This window comes from Cobetia sp. BL01, assembly GCF_056493605.1.
The window spans coordinates 257,289-271,384 of record NZ_JBVBEE010000004.1 but is presented as its reverse complement, the minus strand read 5'-3'; the positions used below and the strand labels follow the sequence as shown (position 1 = coordinate 271,384).

10 protein-coding genes are annotated in these 14,096 nt (G+C 63.4%); 5 read left to right on the top strand and 5 right to left on the bottom strand.

Annotated elements, in window-relative coordinates:
- Positions 1 to 244 precede the first annotated feature (244 nt).
- The 3 genes from gbdR to ACZYGA_RS09895 all read right to left on the bottom strand — a co-directional run bounded on the left by gbdR (position 245) and on the right by ACZYGA_RS09895 (position 4,331).
- A complete protein-coding gene (gene gbdR, locus ACZYGA_RS09905) occupies positions 245 to 1,534 on the bottom strand; it encodes a choline metabolism transcriptional regulator GbdR (RefSeq protein WP_240499605.1) in 1,290 nt (429 codons plus the stop codon).
- Positions 1,535 to 2,224: 690 nt separating this feature from the next.
- The gene (fghA, locus tag ACZYGA_RS09900) at positions 2,225 to 3,088 is read right to left on the bottom strand and encodes an S-formylglutathione hydrolase (protein ID WP_404983504.1); all 864 of its coding nucleotides are present in this window, start codon (positions 3,086 to 3,088) and stop codon (positions 2,225 to 2,227) included.
- A gap of 133 nt (positions 3,089 to 3,221) precedes the next feature.
- Complete coding sequence (locus ACZYGA_RS09895; RefSeq protein WP_077379043.1) at positions 3,222 to 4,331, bottom strand: S-(hydroxymethyl)glutathione dehydrogenase/class III alcohol dehydrogenase; 1,110 nt, start codon at positions 4,329 to 4,331, stop codon at positions 3,222 to 3,224.
- 239 nt (positions 4,332 to 4,570) lie between these two features.
- On the opposite strand from ACZYGA_RS09895, the gene ACZYGA_RS09890 reads away from it, so the two are divergent.
- Positions 4,571 to 5,464: a LysR family transcriptional regulator gene (locus ACZYGA_RS09890; protein ID WP_077379042.1), complete on the top strand. Its 894-nt coding sequence runs from the start codon at positions 4,571 to 4,573 to the stop codon at positions 5,462 to 5,464.
- Between the two features lie 125 nt (positions 5,465 to 5,589).
- On the opposite strand, the gene ACZYGA_RS09885 is transcribed toward ACZYGA_RS09890, so the two are convergent.
- Positions 5,590 to 7,116: an NCS1 family nucleobase:cation symporter-1 gene (locus ACZYGA_RS09885; protein WP_170877479.1), complete on the bottom strand. Its 1,527-nt coding sequence runs from the start codon at positions 7,114 to 7,116 to the stop codon at positions 5,590 to 5,592.
- Positions 7,117 to 7,885: 769 nt separating this feature from the next.
- Here ACZYGA_RS09885 and ACZYGA_RS09880 point away from each other — a divergent pair.
- The 4 genes from ACZYGA_RS09880 (at position 7,886) to preA (ending at position 13,270) form a co-directional block, all read left to right on the top strand.
- Positions 7,886 to 8,788: a nitrilase-related carbon-nitrogen hydrolase gene (locus tag ACZYGA_RS09880; protein ID WP_084209357.1), complete on the top strand. Its 903-nt coding sequence runs from the start codon at positions 7,886 to 7,888 to the stop codon at positions 8,786 to 8,788.
- An 84-nt stretch (positions 8,789 to 8,872) separates the two neighbouring features.
- On the top strand, positions 8,873 to 10,315 hold the full coding sequence (hydA, locus tag ACZYGA_RS09875) for a dihydropyrimidinase (RefSeq protein WP_479399051.1): 1,443 nt from the start codon (positions 8,873 to 8,875) through the stop codon (positions 10,313 to 10,315).
- A gap of 199 nt (positions 10,316 to 10,514) precedes the next feature.
- A complete protein-coding gene (locus ACZYGA_RS09870) occupies positions 10,515 to 11,906 on the top strand; it encodes an NAD(P)-dependent oxidoreductase (protein ID WP_479399050.1) in 1,392 nt (463 codons plus the stop codon).
- Positions 11,906 to 13,270: an NAD-dependent dihydropyrimidine dehydrogenase subunit PreA gene (gene preA / locus ACZYGA_RS09865; protein ID WP_141392783.1), complete on the top strand. Its 1,365-nt coding sequence runs from the start codon at positions 11,906 to 11,908 to the stop codon at positions 13,268 to 13,270. Before ACZYGA_RS09870 ends, preA begins: the two co-directional genes overlap by 1 nt.
- A gap of 183 nt (positions 13,271 to 13,453) precedes the next feature.
- Here preA and ACZYGA_RS09860 read toward each other — a convergent pair whose 3' ends face one another.
- Positions 13,454 to 14,074 carry a TetR/AcrR family transcriptional regulator gene (locus tag ACZYGA_RS09860; RefSeq protein ID WP_077379030.1) on the bottom strand — a complete coding sequence of 207 codons (621 nt, stop codon included), beginning with the start codon at positions 14,072 to 14,074 and terminating at the stop codon, positions 13,454 to 13,456.
- Positions 14,075 to 14,096 lie beyond the last annotated feature (22 nt).

Below are 14,096 nucleotides of genomic sequence, written 5' to 3'. Positions count from 1 at the left end.
GCGTGCCGATTGCCCATCGCGGGTCTTCTGCCCCTGTGTTCGTGCCATCCCTCGCCGTCCCCTGTCGCGCGTGTCGTGGCTGATCACGACGGATCATCCCGTCTCCCAGCCCTTGTTGTCAGCTACTGCCTCATGCAGCGCTCGAGTGTACCAGAGCCCGCCGATGGCTCCTGTGAAAACCAAGATGCCCCGGCCGAAGGGCAGGGGCATCGAGGGGTCATCCCGTCACGCAGGTGTATGGCGATCAGAGCCTGACGCTTGCGTAGGTTGGCTCGCCACGCGCATTGGCCAGCGCCAGGATCGCCGAGGACACCGGCGATTCGGCGGCGGTATGCAGCGGCGAGGAGGCAGTCGTCTGGCTCAGCGACTGATGGATGGCACCATGCAGTACGCCTTCCAGACTGGCCACGCCGTGCAGCTGATGATCGACATCGGCACGACACGGCACGTCAGACACGCCGGGCTGACGCTCACCACCGATACGCTCATCGCGCGGCGGCATGCCGAAGTACTCGCGGTAGCATTTGGAGAAGTGCGGCGTGGAGACGAAGCCACAGGCCGAGGCTACCTCGATGATCGACAGCGCCGTCTGCTTGAGCAGCTGACGCGCCCGCGTCAGGCGCAGCTTGAGGTAGTAGCGCGACGGTGAGCAGTGCAGATAGCGCTGGAACAGGCGCTCCAGCTGACGGCGGGAGACATCCACGTAGTGGGCCAGCTCGTCCAGACCGATGGGCTCCTCCAGATTGGCCTCCATCAGCGCGACGATTTCCAGAAGCTTGGGCTGGGTGGTGCCCAGCACGTGCTTGAGCGGGACACGCTGCTGGTCCTGCTCGCCGCGCACGCGGTCACAGATGAACATCTCGGAGATGCCCGCCGCCAGCTCACGGCCATGCTCGCGGGCGATCATGGTCAATACCATGTCCATCGGCGCGGTGCCGCCCGAGGCGGTGGCACGCTGCTGGTCGATGGAGAACAGTCGCGTGGTCAGCGGTACGCGCGGGAAGGCCTCCTGCATGGCCGCCAGACACTCCCAGTGAATGCTGGTCTCGTGACCTTCCAGCAGTCCGGCCTGCGCCAGCGCCCAGCTGCCGGTACACACGGCGCCCAGCTGACGGCCAGCGCGCGCCTGGGCCTGCAGCCAGCTGACATGCGGGCGCTGCACCGCCCGCTGGATACCGACGCCGCCACAGACGATGGCCATGTCCAGCGCCGGGCAGGTTTCGGCCGACACATCCGGCGTGACCTGCAGACCATCGCTGGCACGCACGGGCATGCCTTCCAGGGTCACGGTGTACCAGCGATACAGCTCACGTCCGGCCAGCTGATTGGCCATGCGCAGCGGTTCGACCGCCGAGGCCAGCGAGATGAGCGTGAAGCTGTCGAGCAACAGGAAGCCGATGGTCTGCGGCTGGCGTGTCTCACCGGCCTGAGGGCCCAGCGAGCGAGCCCCCGCCCGGCGGGAATCGGAGGAAAAGCCGGATGTCATGTGAGAGCGATCGTGCGGGCGATCAATGCGGCCACTGGTCAGTGCCATGGGGAACTCCTTCTTGCTATCTGCCTGAGTTGCAGACCGGAGCATGAATGCCCTCACCCGGATCAGTCGGCGATCAGGGGGTCCGCGATATTGTCGTTGTTGGCACTCAGCAGGGAATCGACCGGAAGGCTGGCGATTCCAGCAGTGATGACAGCCATCATCGTGATCTCTCGCTTGAGCGACTCGGGATGCGACCCGAAGGAGTCCGATAACGTCAGGGGTGTCGTGAATCACTGCTTGGACGTCGTGCGTTGTCCACCTCTCGACAGTAAACCATCGCCCTGATACCGCGCAGCGATTAAATCGCCGCTGCACGGCAAATCATCGTTGCTGTACGGCACAGAATAACGCCGTGATTGGCTGACATCGACGCGATATAACCGCGAGCCACGAAAACCGCCCTTCATAGCGAAAGGTTCTGAAAGGCGGTGTCGCTCATGACGGAAAAACGACAGCCCCGACATCCTGTGATGGATGCCGGGGCTGTCGTTTCTGTCTTTCACGCAGGTTCTCTGCTCGGGGAGCGATCCCCTGTGGCTGGCCATGTCACATCACAGCTCGAGGCTTCAGGCTCACCTCAAGAAAGAAGGTGTTTCGCATGCCTCTTCATCTCTACCGGCCACCACACTCACACCTCAAAGGAGGTGCTTCGCATGCCTTTTCATCTTCATTGGCTACCATCCTCACACCTCAAAGGAGGTGTTTCGCATGGTAGGTCAGATGCTCATCGATGAAGCTGGCCATGAAGAAGTAGCTGTGATCATAGCCGGGCTGGCGACGCAGGATCAGCGGGTGGTCCTGCTCGGCGCAGACCGTCTCCAGACGCTCCGGCTTGAGCTGCTCTTCCAGGAACTGGTCATTCTCGCCCTGCTCGACGAACAGCTCCTGACGCGCGGCACCGCTGTTGCCCGCCTGCTTGACCAGCTCGCAGGTATCCCACTGCGCCCACTGGGTGCGGTCATCGCCGAGATAGCCGCTGAAGGCCTTCTCGCCCCACGGGCAGGCCATCGGATTGGCGATCGGCGCGAAGGCGGAGACCGAGCGATAGCGGCCCGGATTCTTCAGCGCGCAGATCAGCGCGCCGTGGCCGCCCATGGAGTGACCGGAGATGGACTCGCGTTCGCCATCCACCGGGAAGTGACGCTTGACGAGTGCCGGCAGCTCCTCGGTGACGTAGTCGTACATGCGGTAATGGCGCGCCCACGGCTCGCGGGTGGCATTGACGTAGAAGCCGGCACCGCTGCCGAAGTCGTAGCTGTCGTCTTCGCCGGGCAGGTCCACGCCACGCGGGCTGGTGTCCGGGCAGATCAGGGCGATGCCCAGCTCGGCTGCCTTGCGCTGCGCGCCGGCCTTCTGCATGAAGTTCTCGTCGGTGCAGGTCAGCCCCGACAGCCACCACAGCATCGGCACCGGGCCCTGTTCGGCCTGCGGCGGCAGGTAGATGGCGAACACCATGTCGCAATCCAGACTGCCGCTGCGGTGACGGTAACGCTTGAGCCAGCCACCATGCACCTTGTTGGCGCTGACCAGCTCGAGTTGTTCGGTCGCGGTCATCATGCTCTCCCTTGTGATATCGCCTCATGAAGACGGCGTCGGCAAGCCGACGCCGTTTCACGCTCCGAGCCCGCCCAGGCATCACGCTTGCCTGCCCGGCCCGGAGGCGTTTCAGCCAAAGATCGCTCGCGGATCAGAAGCTCAGCACGGTACGGATCGACTTGCCTTCATGCAGCAGGTCGAAGGCCTCGTTGATCTTCTCGAACGGCATCTGGTGGGTGACGAAGTCGTCGAGGTTGATCGCGCCATCCATGTAGCGCTCGACGTAGCCCGGAAGCTCGGTACGGCCCTTGACGCCACCGAAGGCGGAGCCTTTCCAGACGCGCCCGGTCACCAGCTGGAAGGGACGGGTGGCGATCTCTTCACCGGCACCGGCGACGCCGATGATGATGGATTCGCCCCAACCCTTGTGCGCGCACTCGAGCGCGGCACGCATGACCTTGACGTTGCCGATGCACTCGAAGGAGTAATCGACGCCGCCGTCGGTCATGTCGACGATGGCTTCCTGGACCGGCACGGACAGCTTGCTCGGGTTGACGAAGTCGGTGGCGCCGAACTTGCGGGCCAGATCGAACTTGTCCTCATTGATGTCGATGGCGATGATGCGCGACGCCTTGGCCATCACCGCGCCCTGGATGGCGGCCAGACCGATGGCGCCGAGACCGAAGATGGCCACGGTGGCACCCGGCTCGACCTTGGCGGTATTCATCACCGCACCGATACCGGTGGTGACGCCACAGCCCAGCAGGCAGATCTTGTCCAGCGGCGCTTCCTTGGAGACCTTGGCCAGCGAGACTTCCGGCACCACGGTGTACTCGGAGAAGGTAGACGTGCCCATGTAGTGGTGCAGCATCTTGCCGTCCAGCGAGAAGCGCGAGGTGCCATCCGGCATCAGGCCACGGCCCTGGGTGGCGCGCACGGCGCTGCACAGGTTGGTCTTGCCGGAGAGGCAGAACTTGCACTTGCCACATTCGGCGGTATAGAGCGGGATGACGTGGTCGCCCGGCACCAGACCGGTGACACCCTCGCCCACTTCCTCGACGATACCCGCGCCTTCATGGCCCAGCACGGACGGGAACAGGCCTTCGGGGTCTGCGCCGGACAGGGTGTAGGCATCGGTGTGGCAGACGGCGGTATTGACGATGCGTACCAGCACCTCGCCGGCCTTCGGTCCTTCGACATCGATCTCGACCAGCTCCAGCGGCTTGCCGGCTTCCAGCGCAATCGCAGCACGTGATTTCATTAATATCTCCTCGGAGCAACAATGGCGGTAGACTGATCCGTGGCATTCTCCCGGCGAGCCTGCCGGTGCCCCCTTGCTCACAAGGGGTTCACGCAGGGGGACAGGCAAGGAGCAATGCATTGCCGCAACGCGTGCGGTGCCATCAGTATGCAACACAGTCTACGCAGTGACCTTGGCGGGATTAAGCCGTCAGCACTCAGATGATTATTGTCACTCAACAACAATGATGAGGAGCGGGCATGCAGCGTTGGGACCGCATCGAAGCCTTTGTGGAAGTCGTCAGAATCGGCTCGTTTTCCGGTGCCGCCCGTCATCTCGGGGTCTCCAGCTCACATGTCAGTCGCCTGATCAGCCAGCTGGAAGCCCAGCTTGATACCCAGTTGCTCTATCGCACGACCCGTCAGACGCGTCTCACCGATGCCGGACAGGTGTATTACGAGCACTGCCATCACCTCTTCGATGGCTTTCGCGCCGCCGAACAGGCCATCGGCGACTTCCATGCCCGTCCCAGCGGCGTGCTCAAGCTGACCAGCGCTACCACCTTCGGTGAGCGCTACGTCGCGCCACTGGTCAACGACTTCCAGTTGATGCACCCGCAGCTGGAAGTGCAGATGCACTTCACCAATCGTCCGGTGGAATTGATCGACGAGGGCTTCGATGTCGCCATTCGCATGGGCGTGCTCAAGGACTCCTCGCTGATCGCGCGGCGACTGGTAGACCGCCAGGAGTATGTCGTCGCCTCGCACGACTACTTTCAGCGTGCGCCGCGTCCGCACACGCTGGCGGAGCTCTCCAGCCACCGCTGTCTGGCGGGCTCCAAGCGTGAATGGCTGTTCGAGGTCGAGGGCCAGCGACGCGAGGTGCGCATCTCCGGCAGCTGGCAGGCCAATTCCGGGCCGGCACTGCTGGACGCCACGCTCAAGGGCCTCGGGCTTGCCCAGATTCCCGACTATTACGTCGCGCCTCACCTGGCCAGTGGCAAGCTGATCTCGGTGCTGGATGAATATCAGGTGCGCGATACCGGGGTGTGGATCGTCTATCCCCGCCACCGCCATCTCTCGCCCAAGGTGCGCCAGTTCGTCGACTTCATGGTCGAGCGCTTCGAGGACGGCATCCCCGGCCTGGTGGGCTGACGGCCAGGGCGCGAATACCTCAACCGGCCGTCACTTCCCCTTGCCACGACGACAGACGGGCTGCCGATGGGCAGCCCGTCTGTCGTTGCACGTGACGTTGCGTTGCGAGCTATCCGCCAGCGGCGTCAGGCACGCTGCGCGCCGCCACCCGGTATCGCCTCCGGCAGATGCACCGGCGGTGCCTTGACCAGCAGCTTGCTGGCCACGAAGTAGACCAGCGCCCCCAGCAGCGAGCCGGTGAACCAGCCGTAGTCGTAGAACCAGGAAAGCCCGGGCTGCGAGAAGCTGATCACCGTCAGCCCCACCGGCACGAAGAAGGCGATGAAGCCCGCTGGATTGAAGGCCGGGTAGGTGCTGCCATCCAGATAGAGCGCCGGCAGATCGAAGGACTGGCGACGGATCACGAAATAGTCGACGATCATGATTCCCGCGATCGGCCCCAGCAGACTCGAATAGCCCAGCAGCCAGTTGGAATAGAGGCTCTCGAGGCTCACGTCGGAGACGATCCAGCCCATCTTCTTGATCAGCTCGAAGCCCATCAGCAGCACCCCGACCAGCCCGGTGAGCAGCACGCCGCGCGTCTGGTTGATGAATTTCGGCGCGATGTTCTGGAAATCATTGGTCGGCGAGACGATGTTGGCGGCGGTGTTGGTGGAGAGCGTCGCGATGATGATCAGCACCATGGCGATGGCGACCCAGCCGGGGCTGTCGATGCGACCGATCAGGTTGACCGGGTCGGAGATGGTCTCCCCCACCAGCGAGCTGGAAGCGGCCGTCAGCACCACGCCGAGCGCCGCGAAGAAGAACATCGTCAGCGGCAGGCCGATGATCTGACCGACGATCTGGTCCTTCTGGCTCTTCGCGTAACGGCTGAAGTCAGGAATGTTCAGCGACAGCGTCGCCCAGAAGCCGACCATCGCGGTCAGGCCCGCCATGAAGTAGCTGGCCACGCCATCGCCTTCGGGACGATTCGGTGGCTGGGCCAGCAGTTCGCTGATCGAGGTATGCGGCAGCGCCCACACCATCAGGCCGACCCCCACCGCCAGCAGCAAGGGCGCGGAGAGCGTCTCCAGCCACTTGATGGATTCCGCGCCGCGAATCACCACGAACAGGTTGAGCGCCCAGAAGATGAAGAAGCCGATGACCTCGCCCACCCCGCCCAGCGCCTTCCAGTCCGCCGAGAGGCTCGAGAGCAGCAGGTGAATCGCCAGGCCGCCGAACATCGTCTGGATACCGAACCAGCCACAGGCGACCACCGCCCGAATCATGCACGGCACGTTGGAGCCGATGATCCCGAACGATGAACGCAGCACTACCGGAAAGGGAATCCCGAAACGCGTGCCGGGGAAGGCGTTCAGCGTCAGCGGAATCAGTACCACCAGATTGGCGACCAGAATCGTGATCAGCGCCTCGCCGACACTCAATCCGAAGTAGGCAGTGAGCACGCCGCCCAGGGTATAGGTGGGTACGCAGATCGACATGCCGACCCACAGCGCGGCGATGTTCCAGCGCGACCAGGTGCGCTCGGCACTCCTGGTCGGCGCGATATCCTCGTTGTAGCGCGGGCTGCGGGCGACGTCCTGCGCCACCACCAGCTCGATCATTTCCTCATTGCTGCGCACCATGTGCGAGCGAGTCTGTGTCGGGGCCATGAGTCCTCACCTGTTCAGCTGTTGTTATTGTTGAGGGTGATGCACGTCGCTTGTCCTGCCTTTGCGCTCTGTGGCGCGTCTTGCCGTCTTTGAAGATCCGTCCCTTCCTTCACCCTCCTGATTCACTTTTCCACCCTGTTTCAGCCAAGGGATGCTTGAATTACCCATCCACATGAAGCGGTACCTTTCATGGGCAAATCGCATGCCGATGGCGGCATTATTGCCGTCAAATCAAACCTGTCCCGCAAGACAACTTGAGAGGCAATGGCGCGGGTTTGACCGTCTGATGCCCGTCAGGTGGCGACACGCCGTGTTCGCGCCAATTGTCAGTATGGTCAGGTTCCAAGCTGGTGCAAGGCGGTCTTGCACAGGGCCCATACAGACGATCACAAGCCACTGATGTGCATTGAGTTTTCCTTTAAAAATCGCGTGAACCACGCTGATTCTCCTGGCACCACAATGGTGAATTCATGCGAAATCTTGACCGAAAATCCTTTTATAACAACAAGATAAATTCACGAGACTTTATTTGACACTTCGTCTTGCCGAACGCGGGAACACTGTCTAATGTTCATTAAGCTGACTGATGAGACAGGATCTGCATCGGACCTTCCCTGACCCACGATACCTGCCGCGGGCATGCAGACTTTCCGGACAGGCGGAGTGATTTTCCAGGACCCATTTCGCGCCATCCCGGCTCACCCGCTCTGCCCACCAGCACTCATTGAAGACAACAACAACCGGCGCCAAGCCGCCCGATGAGGATGACATGTCGAACGACTCCCGCATCTCCTACCGCGAGGATGCCGGCAAGCTGCGCTGCGCCGTCATCCAGATGGGACTCAACGTCTCCACCGACCTCGAGCCCGCACAGATCCGCGATGCCATGAACGAGGCCCACCTGCCGCTGATCGACCAGGCCGGTGAGGCAGGCGTCAAGATCCTGTGCTTCCAGGAAGTCTTCAATCAGCCCTATTTCTGCCCGAGCCAGGATGCCAAGTGGTATGCCGCCGCCGAGCGCGTGCCCGACGGCCCCACCGTCACCCTGATGCAGCAGTACGCGAAGAAGCATCAGATGGTGATCATCGTGCCCCTCTACGAGGAAGTGCAGCCGGGGGTGTACTACAACACTGCCGCCGTCATCGATGCCGACGGCAGCTATCTGGGCAAGTATCACAAGACCCACATCCCGCAGGTGGCGGGCTTCTGGGAGAAATTCTTCTTCAAGCCCGGCAAGTCCGACTGGCCGGTCTTCGACACCGCCTACGGGCGCATCGGCGTCTACATCTGCTACGACCGCCACTTCCCGGAAGGCTGGCGCGCGCTGGCGCTCAACGGCGCCGAGATCATCTTCAATCCCTCCGCCACCGTCGCCGGCCTCTCCCAGTATCTGTGGGAGCTGGAGCAGCCCGCCTCCGCCGCCGCCAATGGCTGCTACATCGCCGCCATCAACCGTGTCGGCCATGAACAACCCTGGGATATCGGCGAGTTCTACGGTTCCTCCTACTTCGTGAATCCACGCGGCCAGATCGAAGCCCAGGCCAGTGCCACCGAGGACGAGCTGTTGATCCACGACCTCGACATGTCGATGGTGCGCGAGGTGCGCAACAACTGGCAGTTCTTCCGCGACCGCCGTCCGGACGCCTATACCCGCCTCACCGATGGCGAGTGACGGACTGACGACCCGCACGACAACAACAAGACGACCTGACACTCAATGCCGGACAAGGCCGCGCGATGCGGCCGGGAGAGACTCATGGCAATCCTGATCAAGGGCGGCAGCATCCAGACCCACGAAGAGCGCTACACCGCCGATGTGCTGTGTGACGGCGAGACCATCACCGCCATCGGCACCGACCTCGAGGTACCGGACGACTGCGAGGTGATCGACGCCAGCGGCTGTCTGGTGATGCCCGGCGGCATCGACCCGCACACCCACATGCAGCTGCCCTTCATGGGCACCGTGGCCAGCGAGGATTTCCAGAGCGGCACCGCCGCGGCGCTGGCCGGCGGTACCACCATGATCATCGATTTCGTGATTCCCTCCCCCCAGCAACCGCTGATGGAGGCCTATCACACCTGGCGCGAGTGGGCCGAGAAGTCGTGCTGCGACTACAGCTTCCACGTCGCCGTCACCTGGTGGGACGAGAGCGTCAGCCAGGACATGCAGACGCTGGTCGCCGATTACGGGGTCAACAGCTTCAAGCACTTCATGGCCTACAAGAACGCCATCATGGCGCCGGACGACACCCTCGTCTCGAGCTTCGCGCGCTGTCTGGAGCTGGGCGCGATTCCCACCGTGCATGCCGAGAACGGCGAGCTGGTCTACCACCTGCAGCAGAAGCTGCTGGCCGACGGCATTACCGGGCCCGAGGCACATCCGCTGTCGCGTCCGCCGCAGGTCGAGGGCGAGGCCGCCAGCCGCGCCATCCGCATCGCCGGCACTCTGGGCACGCCGGTGTATCTGGTGCACGTCTCCACCGCCGATGCGCTGGAGGAAATCCGCTACGCCCGCGAGCACGGCCAGCCGGTCTACGGCGAGGTGCTGGCAGGCCATCTGCTGATCGATGAAGCGGTCTATCAGAACAAGAGCTGGGAATTCGCGGCAGGCCACGTGATGAGCCCGCCGTTCCGCTCGCTGGAGCACCGCCAGGCACTGTGGGGCGGCATCCAATCCGGTGACCTCCAGACCACCGCCACCGATCACTGCTGCTTCTGCGCCGAGCAGAAGGAGATGGGCAAGGACGACTTCTCGAAGATTCCCAACGGCACCGCCGGGGTCGAGGATCGCATGGCGATGCTGTGGCACGAGGGCGTCAACACCGGGCGCTTCTCCGCCGAGGACTTCGTCGGCCTGACCTCCACCAACGCCGCCAAGATCTTCAATCTGTACCCGCGCAAGGGCGCGATCCGGGTCGGCAGCGACGCCGACATCGTGGTCTGGGACCCCAACGCCGAACGCACCATCTCGGCGAAGACTCACCACCAGAACATCGACTTCAACATCTTCGAAGGCCGCACCGTCAAGGGTATCCCGCGTCACACCATCAGCCGCGGCGACTGGGCATGGCGCGATGGCGAGCTGCATGCCAAGCGCGGTCACGGCCAATACGTCGAACGCCCGCCCTACCCCAGTGTCTTCGACCAGCTCAAGGCCCGCGCCGAGAGCAATGTCGTCACCGCCGTGGATCGCAGCTGACGGCCGACGAACGACTCGAACAAGACAAGACCGGCACGACTGAACGACACGACTGACCGACGGCCTGGCAGCGCACCTGACGCGCTGCCGGTCCCGAAGCGCTGCCAATCAAGGCGTTGCCAACCAAGCCGCGCAACCTGACTCGCCTGCAAGACCAACAACAACGACCCCGCGCCTGAGCGCGGGCAGGAGCCACACCGTGACGACATCCTCCACTCCTTCCCACTGGGCCCCGTCCGGGCTCGCGGAAGAGGCGCTGAGTGCGCGCTTCACTGATCTGCATCCGGCGCTCACCAAGCGTCAGGCCTTCATCGAGAGTTCGCGTTGCCTGTATTGCTATGACGCGCCCTGCATCAAGGCCTGCCCGACCAGCATCGATATTCCGACCTTCATCCGCCGTATCCACGATGACAATCTCGACGGCGCCGCCAGCGAGATTCTCGATGCCAATATCCTCGGTGGCAGCTGCGCCCGCGTCTGCCCCACCGAGATCCTCTGTGAGCAGTCCTGCGTGCGCAATCAGGGCGATGAGTGCCAGCCGGTGCTGATCGGTCTGCTGCAGCGCCATGCACTGGACAACGCCCAGTTCGAGGCTCACCCGTTCACGCGGGCAGCCAGCACCGGCCGGCGCATCGCCGTGGTCGGTGCCGGGCCTGCCGGGCTTTCCTGCGCCCATCGTCTGGCGCGTTTCGGCCACGACGTGGTGATCTTCGAGGCCGAGGAGAAAGCCGGTGGCCTGAATGAATACGGCATCGCTCGCTACAAGCTGACCGATGACTTCGCCGCCCGCGAAGTCGAATTCCTGCTCGAGATCGGCGGCATCGAGATCCGCCATGGCCAGCGCCTCGGCGACAACCTGGCGCTGGCCGCACTGACACGCGAGTTCGACAGCGTCTTCCTGGGCCTCGGCCTTGGCACCAGCCATGCCCTCGGCCTGACCGGCGAGGATGCCAGCGGCCTGATGGCGGCCACCGACTTCATCAAGGTGCTGCGTCAGAGCGGCGAACTGAACGCGCTGGCAGTGCCGAGGCACGCGGTGGTGATCGGCGCCGGCAACACCGCCATCGACATCGCCGTGCAGGCCAAACGCTTGGGCGCGCAGACGGTGGACCTGGTCTATCGGCGTGGCGAGGAGCAGATGTCCGCCACCCATCACGAGCAGGAAATCGCGCGTGCCAATGGCGTGATGATCCACACCTGGGCGCGCCCGCTGGCCATCGATGTGGCAAGCGACAGTGAGGGTAGTGATGCCGCCGCGCTCAATGCGATGCAGTTCGCGCGCACACGGGTCGAGGATGGCCGACTCGTCGATACCGGCGAGACCTTCACGCTGGCCTGCGATGGGGTCTTCACCGCCATCGGCCAGGGCTTCGATGACGCGAGCCTGAGCGATGCGCATGCCGCGGGGCTGGCCCGCGAGGGGGCGAAGATAGAGGTGGACGAGATGCTGCGCACCAGTCTGCCGGGCGTCTATGCCGGCGGTGACTGCATCGCCCGCGGACAGGATCTCACCGTTCAAGCCGTCGCCCACGGCAAGCTGGCCGCCGAGGCCATCCATCACGATCTGATGCTCAAGGTGGAGGCCGCCTGATGACCATTCATACCCCGCTCAATGATGACAACGCGCGTCCGGCAGGCTCTGGTTCAAGTTCTGCAGCGGCTGACGATCACGTCGCCAGCTACAAGGCCGATCTGTCGGTCAACTTCGCCGGCATCCGTGCCCCCAACCCCTTCTGGCTGGCCAGCGCCCCGCCCACCGACAAGGCCTACAACGTGGTACGCGCCTTCGAGGCCGGCTGGGGTGGCGTGGTCTGGAAGACGCTGGGGGAAGACCCGGCGGCAGTGAACGTCTCCTCGCGCTATTCGGCGCACTATGGCCCGAATGGCGAGGTCAGCGGCTTCAACAACATCGAGCTGATCACCGACCGCTCGCTGGAGATCAACCTGCGCGAGATCACCCAGGTCAAGAAGGACTGGCCGGACCGCGCGCTGATCGTCTCGCTGATGGTGCCGTGCGAGGAAGAGGCCTGGAAGACCATCCTGCCGCAGGTCGAGGCTACCGGCTGTGACGGCATCGAGCTCAACTTCGGCTGTCCCCACGGCATGCCGGAACGCGGCATGGGCGCGGCGGTGGGCCAGGTGCCGGAGTATGTCGAGCAGGTCACGCGCTGGTGCAAGACCTACAGCTCGCTGCCGGTGATCGTCAAGCTGACCCCCAACATCACCGACGTGCGCGAACCGGCCAAGGCGGCCTGGCGTGGCGGCGCAGATGCCGTCTCGCTGATCAACACCATCAACTCCATCACCCATCTGGACCTCGACCGCATGGTCGCGCATCCCATCGTCGGTGACCGCAGCACCCACGGCGGCTATTGCGGCAGCGCCGTGAAGCCCATCGCGCTGAACATGGTGGCCGAGATCGCGCGCACGCCGGAAACCGCCAACCTGCCGATCTCGGGTATCGGCGGCATCTCCAACTGGGAAGATGCCGCGGAATTCATCGCCCTCGGCGCGGGCAGCGTGCAGGTGTGCACCGCGGCGATGCTGCACGGCTTCCGTATCGTCGAGGAGATGAAGGACGGCCTGGGGCGCTGGATGGACAGCAAGGGCTATCAGCGGATCGACGAGTTCTCCCGCGCGGCGGTGCCCAACACCACCGACTGGAAGCAGCTGGACATGAACTACCAGGTGATCGCGCGGATCGACCAGGACAAGTGCATCGGCTGCGGACGCTGCTACATCGCCTGCGAGGACACCTCGCACCAGGCCATCCTGCATCTGGCCAGGGACAACGGCACCGCCCGCTATGAGGTGAAGGACGCCGACTGCGTGGGCTGCAACCTGTGCGAGATCACCTGCCCGGTCGAGGACTGCATCACCATGGAAGTGCAGGACACCGGCAAGCCGTACATGAACTGGATGGAGGACCCTCGCAACCCGCATCGCGCGGCGTGACCCTGACGTTGCGGACAAGATCTGGATGATCCGCACAGATTCCAGCGCATGACGCCACGTTCAGTGGCGTGAAAACAGAAAGGGGCTGCCAGCAATGGCAGCCCCTTTTCAATGGTCTCATGATCCATCAATGATGATCATTGTTAGCCTTAGGGTAATATGATAATGACATCACCTGATGACTCAGGCGGACAAGCCAACGCCCTTCAGCAGTACCCGCGTGACGTTCTGCACCGCCTGCTCGAATTCGCGATCACTCAGCGCCTTGCCCTGATTGAGTACCGCGATCTGGTGGTCGAAGTCGGCGTAGTGCTGGGTGCTGGCCCAGATCATGTACAGGTAGGCGGAAGCATCGACGTTGTCAATGCGCCCCTCACTGATCCACTGGCGCAGGCGTGACTTCTTCATCTCGGCCCACTCGTCGAGCCACACCGTCAGCTCCTCGCCCAGCACCGGCGCGCCCTGCATGATCTCGCTGGCCCATACCTTGGAGCCATACGGACGCTGGCGCGAGTGCATCATCTTGGCGCGAATATAGGTGGAGAGCACCAGCTGCGGGTCGTCATAGGCTTCGAAGCACAGCGCATCTTCCTTCCACAGCGCCAGCAGACCATCGAGGACCGCGCGATACAGCGCTTCCTTGGTGCTGAAGTAGTAATGCAGATTGGATTTGGGCAGCTCTACCTCGGCGGCAATATCGACCATGCTGGCGCCGACATAGCCCTTGAGAGCGAAGATCTTTTCGGCGGCGAGCAGGATGCGGCCGACATTATCCTTGCGAATCTGAGACTTGCGAGTGGTCATGCGATCCCCTGACGCGGTGCTG

What these genes read in the sequence shown, in the direction of transcription:
- gbdR (WP_240499605.1), bottom strand. Translation starts at nt 1,534, where the DNA reads ATGGCACTGACCAGTGGCCGCATTGATCGCCCGCACGATCGCTCTCAC.
- fghA (WP_404983504.1), bottom strand. Translation starts at nt 3,088, where the DNA reads ATGACCGCGACCGAACAACTCGAGCTGGTCAGCGCCAACAAGGTGCAT.
- ACZYGA_RS09895 (WP_077379043.1), bottom strand. Translation starts at nt 4,331, where the DNA reads ATGAAATCACGTGCTGCGATTGCGCTGGAAGCCGGCAAGCCGCTGGAG.
- ACZYGA_RS09890 (WP_077379042.1), top strand. Translation starts at nt 4,571, where the DNA reads ATGCAGCGTTGGGACCGCATCGAAGCCTTTGTGGAAGTCGTCAGAATC.
- ACZYGA_RS09885 (WP_170877479.1), bottom strand. Translation starts at nt 7,116, where the DNA reads ATGGCCCCGACACAGACTCGCTCGCACATGGTGCGCAGCAATGAGGAA.
- ACZYGA_RS09880 (WP_084209357.1), top strand. Translation starts at nt 7,886, where the DNA reads ATGTCGAACGACTCCCGCATCTCCTACCGCGAGGATGCCGGCAAGCTG.
- hydA (WP_479399051.1), top strand. Translation starts at nt 8,873, where the DNA reads ATGGCAATCCTGATCAAGGGCGGCAGCATCCAGACCCACGAAGAGCGC.
- preA (WP_141392783.1), top strand. Translation starts at nt 11,906, where the DNA reads ATGACCATTCATACCCCGCTCAATGATGACAACGCGCGTCCGGCAGGC.
- ACZYGA_RS09860 (WP_077379030.1), bottom strand. Translation starts at nt 14,074, where the DNA reads ATGACCACTCGCAAGTCTCAGATTCGCAAGGATAATGTCGGCCGCATC.